This is a genomic window from Nocardia sp. NBC_01503 (assembly GCF_036327755.1).
In the GTDB taxonomy this organism is placed as follows: Bacteria; Actinomycetota; Actinomycetes; order Mycobacteriales; family Mycobacteriaceae; genus Nocardia.
The window spans coordinates 3557216-3574190 of sequence record NZ_CP109596.1 but is presented as its reverse complement, the minus strand read 5'-3'; the positions used below and the strand labels follow the sequence as shown (position 1 = coordinate 3574190).

Sequence of the window (16975 nt, the reverse complement as noted above, 5' to 3'; positions counted from 1 at the left end):
ATGAGCGCATCCGACCGCCCCGCCTTCTATGTCACCACGGCCATCGCGTACCCGAATGGTGTCCCGCACATCGGGCACGCCTACGAGTACATCTCCACCGATGCGCTGGCCCGCTTCAAGCGGCTCGACGGATTCGACGTGTTCTTCATGACGGGCACCGATGAGCACGGCCAGAAGGTGCAGCAGGCCGCCAAGGCCGCCGGGGAGCCCGAGGCCGAGTACGCGGCCCGCAACTCGGACGTGTTCGAGACCATGGACAAGGCCCTCGACGTCTCCTTCGACCGGTTCATCCGGACCACCGATGCGGATCATCACGCCGCGTCCATCGCCATCTGGGAGCGGATGGCAGCCAATGACGACATCTACCTGGACACCTACGCCGGGTGGTACTCGGTGCGCGACGAGGCGTTCTACAACGAGGACGAGACCACGGTCCTCGAGGACGGCACTCGCGTCTCCACCGATACCAAGACCCCGGTCGAGTGGACCGAGGAGTCCAACTACTTCTTCCGGCTGTCCAAGTACCAGGACAAGCTGCTCGACCTGTATGAGAGCAAGCCGGAATTCATGGCCCCGGCGACCCGGCGCAATGAGATCGTCTCGTACGTCAAGGCCGGGCTGAAGGATCTGTCCATCTCCCGCACCACCTTCGACTGGGGCGTTCCGGTGCCGGGCGATCCCGCCCATGTCATGTACGTGTGGGTGGACGCGCTCACCAACTACCTCACCGGTGTGGGCTTCCCGAATACCGATTCGGCCGCCTTCCAGAAGTTCTGGCCCGCCGACGTGCACATCATCGGCAAGGACATCACGCGCTTCCACGCGGTGTACTGGCCCGCGTTCCTGATGTCCGCCGGAATCGAGCTGCCCAAGCGGGTTTTCGCGCACGGCTTCGTGTTCAACAAGGGCGAGAAGATGTCCAAGTCGACCGGCAATGTGGTGTCGCCGACCGAACTGGTGGACACCTACGGACTCGACGCGGTGCGGTTCTTCCTGCTGCGGGAGATCTCCTACGGGCAGGACGGGGCATACAGCCACGAGGGCATCGTCAGCCGGATCAATACCGATCTGGCCAACGAGTACGGCAATCTCGCACAGCGCTGCCTGAAGATGGTCGCGCGCGATTTCGGCAGCACGGTCCCGACGCCCGGTGACTTCACCGACGAGGACAAGGCCATGCTGGAGCTCGCCCGCGCGCTCCCCGAGCAGGTCCGCGCCGAATTCGACCAGCAGCAAATCCATTTGGGCCTCGAGCACCTCTGGAACACGCTGCGCGAGGCGAACCGCTACTTCTCGGCGCAGGCGCCGTGGACCCTGGCGAAGTCGGGCACGCCCGAGGATGTGGCCCGTGAGGGCACCATCCTCTACGTGACCATGGAGGTCGTGCGGATCGTGACGCTGCTCGTGCAGCCGGTCATCCCGGGCTCCGCCGCCAAGATCCTGGACCTGCTGGGCCAGACCGATCGCGACTTCGCCGCCATCGCCACCCCGATCGCCCCGGGCACCGCACTGCCCGAGCCCGAGGTCGTATTCCCGAAGTACGTGGAGCCCAAGGCTTAGCGGGTGCTATCGCGTCAGACGCGTCACCGTGCCGAGAAAGCCGGTGGCGTACAGGGAATTCGGATCCCAGCCGGGTCCGGCGCCGAAACGCACCGAGGTCACGAACGGCAGACCGTCGGCAATGGTGCACCAGGCGCCGGTATCCGGCTCGACCCGAACCACGCGACCGGCGGCATTGAGCGCGACGTAGACCGCGCCATCCGGGCCGACGGTCAGATCGTCCGCGGAATTGAGCGGACCGAAACCGGGCAGGGTAATGCGCTGCGGTGCGGCATCGGGGTGATCGATATCGATCGCCCCGATTGTCGTGGTGGCGTCAAAAGTGGTGGAGACGAATAGTTTTCGTCGCGCGGGGTCATAGGCGACCCCATTGGTGAGAGTGAATTCCGGAGCGAGGGAATGCGCACCGGAGCCGTCGGCCGCTACCCGGGTGAGCACCGCATCGGGGCCGAGGTCGCGGCTGACCACGAAGCCGCCGTCGGGCAGCTGCGCCAGACCATTGGGCATATGCAGACCGGAAACGACGGTCGTCATCGCGCCGGTGGCCAGATCGACCGAGACAATCTTGCCGTCCGGAGAGTTCGAAACGCCGCTGGCGAATGTATTACCGGAGTTCACATACGCGTTACTGCCGTTGATGACGATTCCACCGGGTGATTCCACCGGCGCGGCGAGCTCGCGCGCGCCGTCGGCGGCGAGCCGTCGCAGACCACCACCGCTGCCGGTGAGCGAGATCTCGGACAGCAGCAGACCGCCGCGGCCGTCGAAGGCGAGGTTCTCCAGACTGCCGAAGCCGGAGGCGACGGCGGCCTTCGCCCAGTTGCCACAGGACGTGGAATCCGGTGCGGCGGTTGCCATTCCGGGCACACCGAGGACCGCCCCGGCACCGAGTTGTGCGGTAGCGAGACCGCCGACCAGGGCTTTCCTTATGCGCATGGGGCTAACCTAGCGGTAGTCCCCCCACGAAATCCACTGTCGCTCAGACAGTTTCATCTGGAAATATGTGTTACTTCGGGTTACATCACGGCGTCGCAGCACCCGGCGTGAAGTCCCTCACAGCCCGGATTCGCGATCATTCATAGGACGATGCTCTCACCGGCGAAAACCTTTGCCGAACACCATGTCTCAGACAGTTTTCCGGGACCCGGTCCGGTCGCCGCACTAGTTACCGTCGGGTAGCGTCAGGCCCGTCACCGATTCAGATTGCATTTCATCGTACTTTCAGGAGTCCCCGTGCCGCATTCTCGATTCGAGTCGATAGGCGCCTATCTGCCATCCAAACGCGTCACCACCGAAGAGCTCCTCGCGCAATTGAAGGAGACTCCGGGATTCGATCTCGAAAAAATCACGGGCGTCAAGGAACGACGCTTCCGCGACACTGCCACCGAAAACCCTGAAGATTCATACATTCTCGCAATGAACGCGGCGCAGGACTGTCTGTCCAGGTCACAGTATGCGGCCTCGGATCTCGATGTGATCATCTCCACCTCGATCACGCGCAGCAAGGGCAGCCGGATGTATATGGAGCCCTCTTTCGCGGGCTCCCTCGCGCGTGAACTCGGCGCGCGGCCGGACACCATTTCCTTCGATCTCTCCAATGCCTGCGCCGGAATGATGACCGGCACATACATTCTCGATCGAATGATTCGATCGGGCGCTGTGAAGCGCGGCATGGTGGTCAGCGGCGAAGCCATTACTCCCATTGCCGAAACCGCGGTGAACGAGATCACCGAGAAATACGATCTGCAATTCGCGTCGCTCACCGTGGGCGATTCCGGCGCGGCCGTGATTCTCGATGAATCCGTCGATGAGGACGACCGGATCCACTACATCGAACTGGTCACCGCGTCGGAGTTCTCGCACCTGTGCCTGGGCATGCCCAGTGAGAAGTCACAGGGCGTATCGCTGTACACCGACAACCGCAAGATGCACAACGAGTCCCGCTTCCTGCTCTGGACCGACACCCAGGGCAACTTCATGGCCGATCGCGGCATCACGTTCGAGGACGAGGGCTTCGACTACATCATTCATCACCAGTTCGGCGCGGGCGCGATTCCGTTCATGAACGCCATTGCCGCACGCGAGTTCGGCAGCCCTATGCCGCCGGACCTGAATGTCATCGAGAAGTACGGAAATACTTCCACCACTTCACATTTCATCGTGCTGCACGATCAGCTCAGCCAGCAGAACATCGCATCGGGATCCAAGGTCCTGATGGTCCCGGCCGCCTCGGGCGTCGTCGGGGGCTTCCTGTCCACCACGATTTCATCCCTGAAGGTCTGACATGGGCGTGCGTATCAAATCCACCGGAATCAGCCGGGCCGGAGACACTTTCAGCATTGTCGAGCTCAGCGGCGCGGCCGCGCGGCACGCCATGGAGCGGGCGCAGGTGCGACCCGATCAGGTCGGTGTGCTCATCAACGCGGGCATCTTCCGCGACTCCAATACCGTGGAACCCGCGGTGTCGGCACTGATCCAGAAGGAAGCCGGGATCGGTCTGGACTACACCAAGGAGGATCCGCGATCGTTCTCCTTCGACCTGATGAACGCCGCGGTAGGCGTGCTGAACGCGGTGCAGGTGGCACAGTCCGTCCTCGTGACCGGCAGCGCCGAGCATGTGGTCATCGTCTCCGGTGACACCCACCCGTCACTGAAGCGCGGCACCGCCGATGCCGAATTCCCCTATGCCACTTCGGGTGCCGCGCTGCTGCTGGAGCACACGGACGAGGATGAGGGCTTCGGCCGAGTGCACACCGTCTCCGGCGGCGGCACCCCCGGCATCGAATCGTATGTGGATGTCGCGACGATGGGCACGCGCGGTCGCGAGCTCATGACCGTCATTCGCGAACCCGATGCCGAGCAGCGACTGCTCGAACTCGCCGCCGATGCCGCCCGGATGGCGCTCTCGGAGGCCGATCCCGAGCAGGCCACCACCGCGCTCATCGCCTCCACCCCGTCCGCGGAGTTCCCGGAACAGCTCGCCGCCGCCCTGGGCATCGCGCCCAACGCGGTCTTCACCCCCGATCTGTCGCAGGGTGATCCGCATACCGCGGCGTTGCCGCTCGCCTATGACGCGGCCGTGGCGAATCGGGCGCTGGACGCCTTCACGCATGTGCTGTTCGTCGCCGCCGGCGCCGGTCCCTCGGCCGCCGCGGTCCTCTACCGGCTCCCCGCCGCCGTCGGAGCCGCGGCGTGAGGACCGCTACCTACTGGCAGGCCATCGACCGCTTCCGCGCGGTCGTGGCCGACCAGCCCGATCGGGAGGCCGTCATCTTCCCGCACGGGCAGACCGACGCCGGGCTCCCGGAGTATCGGCATCTGACCTACCGGGAGCTCGACGCCTGGTCCGACACCATTGCCGCGCATCTCGCCGCGGCCGGTGTCGGCCGCGGCACCCGCACCATCGTGCTGGTGCTTCCCAGCCCGGAGCTGTACGCGATCATGCTGGGGCTCTTGAAGATCGGAGCGGTGCCGGTCGTCATCGACCCCGGTATGGGACTGCGCAAGATGCTCAACTGCCTGCGCGCGGCCGACGCCCAGGCGTTCATCGGCATTCCGCAGGCGCATGCCGCACGGGTGTTGTTCCGCCAGTACTTCCGCGATGTGCGCGTGAAGATCACCGTGGGGCCGCGCTGGCTCTGGGGCGGACAGACGCTGCAGAGCTGGGGCACCCCGGCCGCGGCGGCCCGGCCGGTCGGCAACGCCGCACACGGTGCGAGCGCGCGACTGAACGAATTGATTGCCGCACTGGAGAATTCGCGGTCCAAGGGCGGCGTCTCGGCGGCGAAGGCCGTTGCCACGGCCGAGCGGATGCGGCCGATCGTGAGTTCGCGGTTGCGTTCACTGCGGGATACCGTGGTCGGCGCGCGCGGGCGGTGTGAGCAGGTCGCCGGGGGATCTGCTGTCGCCGTTGACGATTCGGCGTTGCTGGCCGATCGGGTGCCCGCACCCGCGGATGAGCTGCTGCTGATCGCGTACACCACGGGTAGCACCGGTCCGGCCAAGGCCGTGGAGATGACGCACGGAAATCTGTCGTCCATGGTCGATCAGGTGGATGCGGCCCGGGGACGGATCGCTCCCGACACCTCGCTGATCACCCTGCCGCTGGTCGGGATTCTGGACATGCTGCTCGGGGCGCGCTGCGTACTGCCGCCGCTGGTGCCCAGCCAGGTCGGCTCCACCGATCCGGCCTTCGTCGCCGATGCGGTGAATCGATTCGGGGTGCGGACCATGTTCGCCTCACCCGCCGTATTGATCCCGCTACTACGGCATCTGGAGCAGACCGGGACGAAAGTTCCTACGCTGCACAGCATTTACTCCGGCGGCGCACCGGTGCCGGACTGGTGTATCGCCGGTCTGCGCGAGGTGCTCGCCGCCGACGCCGAGGTGCACGCGGGGTACGGGTCGACCGAGGCGCTGCCCATGTCGACCATCGAATCCCGGGAGCTGCTGGGCGGACTCGTGGAGCGGGCGCATCACGGTGAGGGCACCTGTATCGGACGCCCGGCCGAGAATGTGCGCGCCCGGCTCGTCGCCATTACCGATGACCCGCTGCCGACCTGGCACGACGCGCAGGCGCGCGAAGCGGAACTGGTGAGCACGCGCGGTATCGGTGAGCTGGTGGTCGCGGGGCCGAATGTGAGCACCCGCTACTACTGGCCGCGCGAAGCCAATCTGGCGGGCAAGATCGCCGACGGCGACACCGTCTGGCATCGCACCGGCGATCTGGCCTGGATCGACGAACAGGGTCGAATCTGGTTCTGCGGGCGCAAGAGTCAGCGCGTGCACACCGCGGACGGTCCCATGTTCTCGGTGCAGGTCGAGCAGGTCTTCAATACCCTGCCCGGGGTGGTCCGCACCGCCCTCGTCGGCGTCGGTGACCGCGGGGCGCAGCAACCGGTGCTCTGCGTGGAAGCCGAACCCGGAACCGACACAGTGCTGCTGGCGGCGCAGTTGCGCAGCCGGGCGGTCGAATTCGAGGTCACCTCGACGGTCTCGACCTTCCTGTTCCATCCGAAGTTCCCCGTCGACATTCGGCACAATGCCAAGATCGGCCGCGAGCAGCTCGCCGTCTGGGCGGCACAGCGGCTCGGAGAGGACAAGTGAACGATATGTCGTTGAAAACCGCTGCCCTGCGGTCGATTCCGATTCTCGGCTGGCTGTACCTGGTCGTCGGACTGCTGGCCGCCCTGGTGGACCGCGCGCCGCACAATCGCATCCTGCGGGCCATCTGGTGGATCGACGCCTTCCTGAGCATCGTGGTGCACGCGGCGCAGATCCCGGCCGCACTGCGCGCAGCCGAGTCCAGTGACCGCTCCCCGGTCGAAACCGCCGTGCTGACCCAGGTTTTCGGCGCCACCTGGTGGAAGACGCAGGAGGCGGCCTGATGACCGAAGGCATGAAGAAGGCGCTGGTCACCGGCGCGTCCGGCTTCCTGGGCGGCGCCATCGCGCGCCGCCTGGTCCGCGAGGGCGGCTATGACGTCGCGATTCTGGTGCGCCCCACCAGTAATCTGCGCGATCTGGCCGACGTCATCGACCAGGTCGAGGTGCTGCACGGCGACCTCACCGATCGGGTCTCCCTGGAGCGCGCCACCAAGGGCATCGATGTGGTCTTCCACAGCGCCGCCCGGGTCGACGAGCGAGGCACGCGCGACCAGTTCGTAGCCGAGAACCTCACCGCCACAGAGCGTCTGCTGCGGTCGGCGCGGCGCAACGGCGCACAGCGGTTCGTCTTCATCTCCAGCCCCAGCGCGCTCATGGACCGCGACGGCGGCGATCAGATCGAGATCGACGAATCGGTGCCGTACCCGCGCCGGTACCTGAACCTGTACTCCGAGACCAAGGCCGCCGCCGAACGCGCCGTACTGGCCGCGAACGGTGCCGGGTTCAGCACGTGTGCGCTGCGGCCCCGGGCCATCTGGGGTGCGGGCGACCGCTCCGGGCCGATCGTACGGCTGTTGAGCCGGGCCGCGGCGGGCACCCTGCCGGATCTGTCGTTCGGCAAACAGGTGTACGCCTCGCTCTGCCACGTGGAGAATATCGCCGACGCCTGCGTACAGGCCGCAAGCTCCGAAAAGGTCGGCGGCAAAGCGTATTTCGTGGCCGACGCGGAGCAGACCGATGTGTGGGGCTTCCTCGGCGAGGTCGCCACCGGACTCGGTTACGCCGCACCCAGCCGTCAGCCGAATCAGCGGGTCTTGAACGCCGCGGTCGCGGTCATCGACACCGTATGGCGGATTCCGTTCATCGCCACCCGCTGGTCACCGCCGCTGTCCCGGTATGTGGTGGCACTGATGACCCGCACCGCTACCTATGACACCGGTGCCGCCGCAAGGGATTTCGGCTATCGGCCGGTCGTCGGACGCGATACCGGACTCATCGAATTCCTGGCCTGGCTGCAAACCCAGGGCGGCATTGTCGAATTGACCAAAGACCTGCGATAACGCAGTCCCCCGCGCATAAGAGGCAGGCATGAGCACCTTCCGCCGACCCATCTCCCCCACCGAATTCATGTACTTCCCGATGCGGGATCTGGCTCCGCCGTTCCTCATGCAGCTGGCCGTCGAGGGCGTCGGAAGCATCGACGCCGAGGAGCTGCGGCGCGCGGTAACCGTTGCGGCCGAGGCGAATCCGGGTGCTCGTCTGGTCCGTGACGGTAAGTACTGGGTGGACAGCGGGGTCGCACCCGCCGTGCGGGTGGTGGAGCACGCGCTGCGCTACCCGGAACTGGAATCGGATCCGGTGCTCACCAGCCCGATCGGGCCGACCCCCGAATCCACCCTCGAGGTGCTCATGCTCACCGCCACACCGTTCACCCTGGTCTTCCGGGTGTTCCACGGTGTCATGGACGGTATGGGCATGGTCATGTGGGCCACCGATGTGCTGCGGGTACTGCGCGGGCAGGAGCCGATCGGCGCCGCGGACCCGATCGCCGATGAGGAGCTGGTGCGCAAGGTCGGCGCGCCCGGCCGCCCGGCGCTCATGGTGCCGCGCTTCCGCTCCGCCCTCGGCCCCGGCCGCCAGGATCCGGGTGAGCCGCGACATCTGCTGCGCCACCGCACCATTCATGCCACCGGACCCGGCGCCATGGTGCGGGTCGCCGCCATTCTCGCCGATGAGGGCGGACCGCTCTCACGCATCATGATCCCGGTGGACCTGCGCCGCCACGATCCGGAACTGCGCTCGACCGCCAACCTCGCCCTCCCGCTCTTCCTGGACGCGCACCCCGGCGTCGACTGGCAGCAGCTCAACGCGGACAAGCGCATCGGCCTCCAGGAGCGCCGCGAACTCAACCAGATGCAGGCCGCCCGCATGTCCAACCTCCCGCAGGCGCCCGGCCGTGTCCTGCTCCGCTCCCTCAACTGGGCGGGCTCGCGACTGGGGCGAAACCTGGCCTCCGCCACCGTCTCCCATATGGGCCGGTACAACTTCGACGAACTCGCGGTCCCCGGCTTCACCCCCACCTCCATCCGCGTCCTGCCCCAGCACAGCGTCGCCATGCCCCTGCTCATGGGCCTCACCGAAGGCGGCGGCCGCACCGAACTCACGGTCTCCGCCCGCAGCGGCCGCGGCATTCCGGACCGCCTCGAAGCCCTGCTGGATCGCATTGTGAAGACCCTGGAAAGCGAACTACCCCGGACGGATTCGGTCGATCGATGAATGCCGCCGCCACCCGCACCCGAGGCTGGGCCCACGACCGAGTCCGGGCGCAGTCCTGCGCCCGGGACGGGGCCGACAATCCCGCCACCCAACCTCCCGGACTTCCGACGGTGCTCACGGACGGGGTCGGGCGATGATGAAGGCTTGGGCGCGAATCATCGTCGCGCGGCCGAAGACCGTTCTGGTGGTGGCGGTGTTGTTCGCGCTGGCGTGCGGGTTGTTCGCGACCGGGCTGGCCGAAAAGGTCAGTGCGGCCGGGTATACCGATCCGGGGAGTGAATCCAGCACGGTCGATCAGTGGGTGCGTGATCAGCTGGGGTCGCAGAACCCGGATGTGATCGCGATCTATACCGCGCCGGAAGGGCGGTCGCTGGCCGATATCGGGCCGCAGGTGCTGACGGCCGTGGGGAAAATCGATCCGGCGTTGCTGGACCGACCGGTCGAAAGTTATTGGAACAGTGCGCGATCGCAGTATCTGAGGTCGGCGGACGGCCGGTCGGCGGTCGCCGTGGTATTCGCGGCCGGGGATGACAATCGGCGTATCGCCGTGTATCCCGAGCTGGCGCAGGCATTGCGGGTGCCGGGGGTCGAGACCGGACTCACCGGGTACAGCGCGCTGGCCCAGGAGATCAGCGCCCAATCGCGGCACGATCTCGTTGTGGCCGAGTCGATTTCGATACCGCTCACCGCTCTCGTGCTGGTGCTGGTCTTCGGTGGCGTAGTGGCCGCGTCACTGCCCGTGCTCGTCGGCAGCCTCGCGGTGGTCGGCGCGCTGGGAGCGGTCGGCATTATCGCGCGGTTCACCGAGGTGAGCGTGTTCGCCATGAATGTGGTGTCACTGCTCGGGCTCGGATTGGCCATCGACTACGGGCTTTTCGTGGTCGGCCGCTTCCGTGAGGAACTCGCCGCGGGGCGATCCACCGCCGCCGCGATCACCCGCGCGCTCGACACCGCCGGACGTACCGTGCTGTTCTCCGCGCTATTGCTCATGTGCGCGTTCGCGGGCACCTTCGTATTCCCGCAGCCCGTGCTCCGATCACTCGGCTTCGGCTCCATCGCGGCGGTCGGTCTGGCAGCGCTGCTGTCGATGACCGCGCTCCCCGCCGCGCTCACCCTGCTCGGTCCGCGCATCGGCAAATGGAGCTGGCGGGCAAACGCTTTCGAACGTTCCGAGGCGCGGGCGCAGCGATTCTGGGGCCGCGTGGTCACCGCCGTCATGCGCCGTCCGGGTGCGGTCGCGATCGCCGTGGGCACACTGCTGCTGGTGCTGGCCGCGCCGCTCACCGGTGTGCGGCTCGGCGATATCGACCACACCGCACTCCCCGTGGGCAATGAGATCCGTTCGACCGTAGACGAATTGGCGATACGCTTCCCCGCAGCCAACAGTGGCGCGACGGTGCTGGTTCGCGAATCCGATGGCAGCGCACCGACTTCCGCCCAAGTCGGCACCGCACTGCGGGAACTCGGCGCGGTGCACGGTGTCAAACAGGCCCTGCAACTGGACACCCGGGACAACACCGCCATCATCCACACCGTGTTGACCGCGCCGGATCGCTCCCCCGCCGCCCAGGAAATTGTGCGTGACCTGCGCGACCTGCGGCTCGACGGCCTCAGCCTGGAAGTGGGCGGGCAGAGCGCCGCCACCGCCGACAGCGTCACCGCGGTCCTGCGCGAACTCCCGCTCATGCTCACCGTCATGGTGCTGGCCACCCTGCTCATGCTGGGCCTGGCCTTCCGCTCGGTGGTGCTCCCGCTCAAAGCGGTATTCATGGCCTTCCTCAGCCTGGCCGCCACTTTCGGCATCCTCACCTGGATCTTCGACAAGGGCCATCTGGCAAGCGTTTTGAGCGTGAGCGTAGGCCCGATCTCCGCCAGCATGATGGTGCTCATCATCGCGGTGGTCTTCGGCCTCTCCACCGACTACGAGGTCTTCCTGCTCTCCCGCATGGTCGAGGCGCACGAGGCCGGAGCCGATACCGAGGAGTCCGTCCGCACCGGAACGGTGCAGACGGCACGCGTAATCACCGCCGCCGCAGCACTTCTCGTGCTGATCACCGGGGCGTTCACGCTCTCCCCGCTGACCCCGATGCGTTTCCTGGGCTTGGGCATGGTGATCGCCTTGATCATCGATGCCACCCTGGTCCGCATGCTGCTGGTCCCGGCGCTGGTGAAACTCATGGGCCCTGCCAACTGGTGGACACCCCGCCGCCGATCCCCCGTCCACACCGAGCCGGTGGTCCAGATCCCCGAGGGCGCGCACGGCGCATAGCTCCCCCGCACACGAATTGTGCTGCGGTGCAAGGAATCCCCCGATCTTCCGAGCGGTGGCATACGCCCTGTGCGCGCGGCCGAAGGGGGTGGCTCCCGGCCACGAACACGCCGGGATGACGGTTCAGTTGTCGGCGGCGCGGGCGGCCAGGACCGCATCGTAGAGTTCGCGACGGGAAACGCCGCTGGTGGAGGCGACCTCGGCACACGCGTCCTTGAGGCGGAGGCCCGCGGCGGCCAGGCCCTCCACGCGGTCGACCAGGTCGGCCGGATCCGCCGAAACCTTCTGCGCGCCTTCGAGAACCACGGTGATCTCACCGCGCGCGCCTTCGACCGCCCACGCGGCGACCTCGGCGAGGGTGCCTCGGATGACTTCCTCGTAAGTCTTGGTGAGTTCGCGACAGACCGCTGCCCGGCGATTAGGGCCGAGTATTTCCACGGCGTCGGCCAGACAGTCGGCGAGCCGGTGCGGGGCTTCGAAGAACGCCACCGCGCGCGGTTCGGTGGCCAGGGTGCGGAACCACTCCTTGCGCTGACCGGATTTGCGCGGGGCGAAACCGTCGAAGCAGAAACGCTCGACGGGCAGCCCGGATAGTGCCAGCGCGGTGGTCACGGCGGACGGTCCGGGCAGACAGGTGATGGGCAGACCCCGCTCCACACAGGCCGCGACCATGCGATAGCCGGGATCACTCACCGACGGCATACCGGCATCGGTGACCAGCAGTACCGTGCGCCCGCCCTCGATCTCCTCCAGCAGCATGGGAATTCGCGCCGTCTCGACGTGATCGTAGAAGCTCACCACCCGCCCGGTGATCTCCACCTCCAGGGCCTTGGCCAGCGAACGCGTCCGCCGCGTGTCCTCCGCCGCGACGATATCGGCCGATCCGAGCGCATCGCGCAACCGCTGCGAAGCGTCCCCGATATCGCCCATCGGCGTAGCCGCGAGCACCAATCGTCCGATCGACCCCGGCTCGCCGCTCATTCCACTCCTTGTCGTCGCCACACTCCGCCCGCGGCATCGGCCCCCGCACGTTTCACGCTGGTCGCCACCGCACCATGGGACGGTCCGGCACGCGTGCCAGCATACGGGCGCGCCGAATCCCGCCGCCGCCCACGATGCTCGTCCTCCGGCGCGGGTTCGACCGGGGTCTACCGAAATCAGGTGGGCCGTCGCCGGTGTGGATCCCGGCCACAAGCATGCCCGGCTGACGGAGGTGGCAACACCGCGATGACAAAGGCGGTGAGACCGCGACGCTGACGGCGGCAACGTCAGGTCGGGGTGCCAGGACCCGCGTGGGCGCGGCAGCAACGGCCAAGGCGACGAGGAGTAGCAACACCCAAGTGGATGCCCGGAACAACGGGCAGCGGGAACCCCCGGCTCGACAGGGGGCAGTGGCATCTGGGTCAGCGGGGACCGGCAATGCGCGGGATGACGGAGGTCGAGCGTGCTGCGCGGCGGCCGCCGGTCAACCGGGGCGGGACGTACGAGGCCGCACCGCATAACATCGGGGGCGTGACCCAGGTGACCGAGACGCGACCGCCGGCTGTGGGGGCGGAGGTGGCGCTGTCCAGTCCCGCGCCCCTGCGGCCCTCACCGGATTTCGGGCCCACCGACTGGGCGCGCGGGTGGGTGGTCACGCTGTTCCTGACGCTGGTGGCCGGGTTGACCCGATTCATTCGGCTCGGCTACCCGACCGATGGGCATACCCCGGTCTTCGACGAGAAGCATTACGCACCTCAGGCTTGGCAGGCCCTCACCAACGGTGGGGTCGAGGACAATCCGGGCTACGGGCTGGTGGTGCATCCACCGATCGGCAAGCAGATGATCGCGATCGGCGAGGCCATCTTCGGTTATGGGCCGTGGGGGTGGCGGTTCATGGCCGCCGTCTCCGGAACCCTGCTGGTGCTCTTGGTGATTCGGATAACCCGGCGTATGGCCAGATCCACGCTGATCGGGGCCTTCGCGGGCATTCTGCTCATCGCGGACGGACTCACCTTCGTCTCGTCCCGGCTCGGCATGCTCGATATCTTCCAGGCGCTGTTCGTGGTCGCCGCGTTCGGCTGCCTCATTGTCGACCGCGATGAGATGCGGGCACGCATAGCCCTCGTCGCCGCCGAGGGCCGACTCGACGACAGCGAATACGGGCCACGTTTCGGGGTGCGCTGGTGGCGGTTCGGCGCGGGCATACTGCTCGGCCTCGCCTGCGGAACCAAATGGTCCGGACTGTATTTCGTGGTCGCCTTCGCGGCGCTGTCCCTCGGCTTCGACCTCGCCGCGCGGCGCGGATACCGGGTGCGGCGGCCGTGGGCGGGCACCGCGGTCCGCGATCTCGGACCCACCGCGTGGACACTTGGCGTCCTGCCGGTCTTCGTCTATCTGGCCAGCTTCTGGGCCTGGTTCTCCGCGGAGACCAGCTACGACCGGTACGCGGTCGGCGTGCGGATCGGGCGCGGGGGCGACTTCTCCTGGGTGCCGGACGCGCTGCGCTCACTCTGGTATTACGGCGGTGAGGTGCTCACCTTCCACGAGGGGCTCACCAATTCGGCCGGTAATCACCATCCCTGGGAATCCAAGCCGTGGACCTGGCCGATGGGGTTGCGGCCCATGCTCTACTACTACTCCGACAGCGGCACCGGGGATTGCGGACAGAACCAGTGCGTGAAGGCGGTCATGCTGATCGGCACGCCCGCCATCTGGTGGCTGGCGCTACCGGTCTTCGGCTGGGCGCTGTGGCGCAGCTTCGTGCGCCGCGACTGGCGGTACGCGGCCGTGCTGGTGGCGTACGGGGCCGGGCTGCTGCCCTGGTTCCTGCAGTTGGATCGGCAGATGTACTACTTCTACGCGGTACCGCTCGCGCCCTTCCTGATGATGGCGGTGGCGCTGGTGCTCGGCGATGTGCTCGGGCACGCACCGGCGATCGGGCGGCGACTATCGGGGGCGCCGGGGTGGCAGCATCTCGCGCCGCCGAGCGAACGCCAGGGTCTGGGTCTGATGCTGGTCTGCCTCTACCTGGCCTTGGTGATCGCCAACTTCATCTGGCTGTGGCCGATTCTGACGGGGATGCCCATCACGCCGGGCAGTTGGCACGACCACCTCTGGTTGCCCAGCTGGAGATAGGGGTCCGCTGACGTGAGGTCTTGGGTGCTACGCCCCCAAACCTCCGAAGGGAAGGCGAGGCGGGAGCCGAACCCTCAGGGCGCAGCCGGGATTCGCCGAGGGACACCCTCGCTCACCATGCCACGCGCGGATTTCAGGGTCGCGCTTCGCCCAGCGCGGCGCGTAGATAGCGCACGGCGGTTTCGTCGTCGAGTCCCAGTCGCCTGATCACCGCCACGTACTCCGTGGCGGCACGGCCGGCCACGTCGCGGGTCGGATCGCCGGAGGAGGCTATGAAGGAGCCCAGGCGGCCTCGGGTTTCGAGGACGCCGTCCTGTTCGAGTTCACGGTAGGCCCGGGCCACCGTATTGGGTGCGAGTTTGAGTTGGGCGGCGAGAGCTCGGACGGTGGGGATCTTGGTTCCGGCGGCCAGTTCACCGGAGCGCACGCGCGCCACGATGCCCTGCCGCAACTGTTCGTAGGGCGGCACCGCCGAGTGGTGGTCGACCGGTATGTCGAGCATGATTTTTCACACCTCGTCACGCGACAGCGGGCAGGACAGGCAGCGCGGACCGCCTCGGCCGGAACCCAATTCGGAACCGGGGATGGGTAGCACCTCGATTCCGGCGTCGACGAGCCGCGCGTTGGTCATCTCATTGCGTTCGTAGGCGACGACCACGCCCGGCGCGAGCGCCAGCGTGTTGTTGCCATCGTCCCACTGCTCCCGCTCGGCGGCCACACCGTCCAGTCCGGTATCGATGACGCGGAGCTCACCGATGCCCATGGCCTTCGCCGCCGCGGGCAGGAACGGATCCGGACCGAGCATGGTCACCGTGCCGTCCACCTCTTTGCGAATGGTGAACGCGCACAGTGAATCCTGCATATTCGGGTACATCACCATGGCATCGACGTCGACCATGGTGCAGACGGTGTCCAGATGCATGGTGGCGCGGTTCTGCGCGATCGGCACCGCCAGCACGGTATGCGCCAGATCATCCTCGAAGAGACTGCGCGCCAACGCTTCCGCGCCCGCCGGCGTGGTGCGCTCACCGACCCCGACCGCCACCACCCCCTTGGCCAGCAGCAGCACATCCCCGCCCTCGATCGGCGCGGTGTGCGATTCGTACGCCCGCCGCACGCCCAGGAAACGCGGATGGAAGGCGTAGATGAGATCGGTCAGCGAGGTCTCGCGCGCCCGCGCGGGCAGAGCCAGCGAGGTGATCGCCACCCGCGGTCCGACCCAGAACGACGAATCCCTGGTGAACAGCAGATTCGGCAGCGGATCGATGACGAAGTCGTGCCCGTGATGCATGCGCACCACCAGCGAGGTGTGATCCGGTCCGAACGGCAGTTCGTCGAAGGTCATGCCCGCCATGAGAATCTGCGCCAGCTCGGCGGGGGGCACCGTGCGCAGATAGGCGGCCAGCTCATCGGCGAGCGCGTGCCCGAGCCTGCGCGCGTCCACCGCACCGGAGATGCCCTGTATCCGCGCCGCCCCGCTCACTCCGATGGTCTCGGTGAGCAGATCCGACAGCAGCAACACCTCCACCCCGCGCTCGCGCAACACTCCGGCGAAGTGATCGTGCTCCTGCTGGGCACGCTCCACCCACGGGATGGCGTCGAAGAGCAGTTGGTCATTGTTGCGCGGGGTCAACCGGCGCAGTTCGTCGCCCGGGCGGTGCAGCAGCACCGTGCGCAATGCGCCGACTTCCGACGTGACGGAGAACGGTCGCGCCGGTGGCGCAGCCTTGATTCCCATATCCTGACGGTAGTTCCCCGCAGCGGAGATGGCATGCAATTCGCGCCCGGGAAAAACCTCGACTAACCTTCAGGTATGCAGACCGCGCCCTGGCAGGCCAAGGAACTGACACCCGGCCAGCTGGCACAACGTGCCGGAGTTTCGGTGTCCGCCTTGCATTTCTACGAACGTGAGGGCTTGATCACAGCCCGCCGAACCAGCGGCAACCAGCGCCGCTACCCCCGGGAAACCCTGCGCCGAGTGGCCTTCATCCGCATCTCACAGCGTGTCGGAATTCCGCTCGGCGAGATCCGCCAGGCCCTGGACAATCTCCCCGACGGCCGCAACCCCACCCGCCGAGATTGGGAGGCGCTGTCCACCGCCTGGCGCTCGGACCTGGACGAGCGCATAGAACAGCTGATTCGCCTGCGCGACAGCCTGACCGGATGTATCGGCTGCGGCTGCTTGTCCCTGGGCACCTGCAAAATCGTGAACGCGCACGACCATCTCGGCGATGAGGGACCGGGCGCACGCGTCCTGGACGTGCACGCCGCGGAGAACTGCGGCAAAACCGAGACCGGCTGCGCTATACCTCTGGCCGAGACGTCTTGAGCTCCAGTCCCCTTCGTCATCCCGGCATGCTTTTGGCCG

The 16975-nt window shown here is 67.1% G+C and carries 14 protein-coding genes; 10 read left to right on the top strand and 4 right to left on the bottom strand.

Annotation, left to right across the window (positions count from 1 at the left end; all coding sequences use genetic code 11):
• Complete coding sequence (metG, locus tag OHB26_RS15925; protein WP_330184934.1) at nt 1-1560, top strand: methionine--tRNA ligase; 1560 nt, start codon at nt 1-3, stop codon at nt 1558-1560.
• A gap of 6 nt (nt 1561-1566) precedes the next feature.
• Here the strand turns inward: metG and OHB26_RS15920 are convergent, their stop codons facing one another.
• Nucleotides 1567-2496: an SMP-30/gluconolactonase/LRE family protein gene (locus tag OHB26_RS15920; RefSeq protein WP_330184933.1), complete on the bottom strand. Its 930-nt coding sequence runs from the start codon at nt 2494-2496 to the stop codon at nt 1567-1569.
• Between the two features lie 297 nt (nt 2497-2793).
• Between OHB26_RS15920 and OHB26_RS15915 the strand changes: the two genes are divergently transcribed.
• The 7 genes from OHB26_RS15915 to OHB26_RS15885 all read left to right on the top strand — a co-directional run bounded on the left by OHB26_RS15915 (nt 2794) and on the right by OHB26_RS15885 (nt 11490).
• Nucleotides 2794-3843: a 3-oxoacyl-ACP synthase III family protein gene (locus OHB26_RS15915; protein WP_330184932.1), complete on the top strand. Its 1050-nt coding sequence runs from the start codon at nt 2794-2796 to the stop codon at nt 3841-3843.
• 1 nt (nt 3844) lies between these two features.
• Nucleotides 3845-4756, top strand: coding sequence for a hypothetical protein (locus OHB26_RS15910; RefSeq protein WP_330184931.1), 912 nt, complete (start codon nt 3845-3847; stop codon nt 4754-4756).
• Nucleotides 4753-6666, top strand: coding sequence for an AMP-binding protein (locus OHB26_RS15905; RefSeq protein ID WP_330184930.1), 1914 nt, complete (start codon nt 4753-4755; stop codon nt 6664-6666). Before OHB26_RS15910 ends, OHB26_RS15905 begins: the two co-directional genes overlap by 4 nt.
• A gap of 5 nt (nt 6667-6671) precedes the next feature.
• Complete coding sequence (locus OHB26_RS15900; RefSeq protein WP_330185663.1) at nt 6672-6947, top strand: hypothetical protein; 276 nt, start codon at nt 6672-6674, stop codon at nt 6945-6947.
• Nucleotides 6947-8005: an NAD-dependent epimerase/dehydratase family protein gene (locus tag OHB26_RS15895; RefSeq protein WP_330184929.1), complete on the top strand. Its 1059-nt coding sequence runs from the start codon at nt 6947-6949 to the stop codon at nt 8003-8005. Before OHB26_RS15900 ends, OHB26_RS15895 begins: the two co-directional genes overlap by 1 nt.
• 28 nt (nt 8006-8033) lie before the next feature.
• Nucleotides 8034-9221 carry a peptide synthetase gene (locus OHB26_RS15890; RefSeq protein ID WP_330184928.1) on the top strand — a complete coding sequence of 396 codons (1188 nt, stop codon included), beginning with the start codon at nt 8034-8036 and terminating at the stop codon, nt 9219-9221.
• A 136-nt stretch (nt 9222-9357) separates the two neighbouring features.
• The gene (locus OHB26_RS15885; protein WP_330185662.1) at nt 9358-11490 is read left to right on the top strand and encodes an MMPL family transporter; all 2133 of its coding nucleotides are present in this window, start codon (nt 9358-9360) and stop codon (nt 11488-11490) included.
• 123 nt (nt 11491-11613) lie between these two features.
• Here the strand turns inward: OHB26_RS15885 and rsmI are convergent, their stop codons facing one another.
• Entirely contained in the window at nt 11614-12471 is an 858-nt protein-coding gene (rsmI, locus tag OHB26_RS15880; protein ID WP_330184927.1) for a 16S rRNA (cytidine(1402)-2'-O)-methyltransferase, read from the bottom strand.
• Nucleotides 12472-13002: 531 nt separating this feature from the next.
• Here rsmI and OHB26_RS15875 point away from each other — a divergent pair.
• Nucleotides 13003-14607 (top strand): dolichyl-phosphate-mannose--protein mannosyltransferase, encoded by a 1605-nt coding sequence (locus OHB26_RS15875; protein WP_330184926.1) that lies wholly within the window; start codon nt 13003-13005, stop codon nt 14605-14607.
• Between the two features lie 133 nt (nt 14608-14740).
• Here the strand turns inward: OHB26_RS15875 and OHB26_RS15870 are convergent, their stop codons facing one another.
• Complete coding sequence (locus OHB26_RS15870; RefSeq protein ID WP_330184925.1) at nt 14741-15109, bottom strand: GntR family transcriptional regulator; 369 nt, start codon at nt 15107-15109, stop codon at nt 14741-14743.
• A 6-nt stretch (nt 15110-15115) separates the two neighbouring features.
• Complete coding sequence (arcA, locus tag OHB26_RS15865) at nt 15116-16345, bottom strand: arginine deiminase (protein ID WP_330184924.1); 1230 nt, start codon at nt 16343-16345, stop codon at nt 15116-15118.
• A 75-nt stretch (nt 16346-16420) separates the two neighbouring features.
• Here arcA and soxR point away from each other — a divergent pair, with 75 nt between their 5' ends.
• Nucleotides 16421-16936 carry a redox-sensitive transcriptional activator SoxR gene (soxR, locus tag OHB26_RS15860; protein WP_330184923.1) on the top strand — a complete coding sequence of 172 codons (516 nt, stop codon included), beginning with the start codon at nt 16421-16423 and terminating at the stop codon, nt 16934-16936.
• Nucleotides 16937-16975 lie beyond the last annotated feature (39 nt).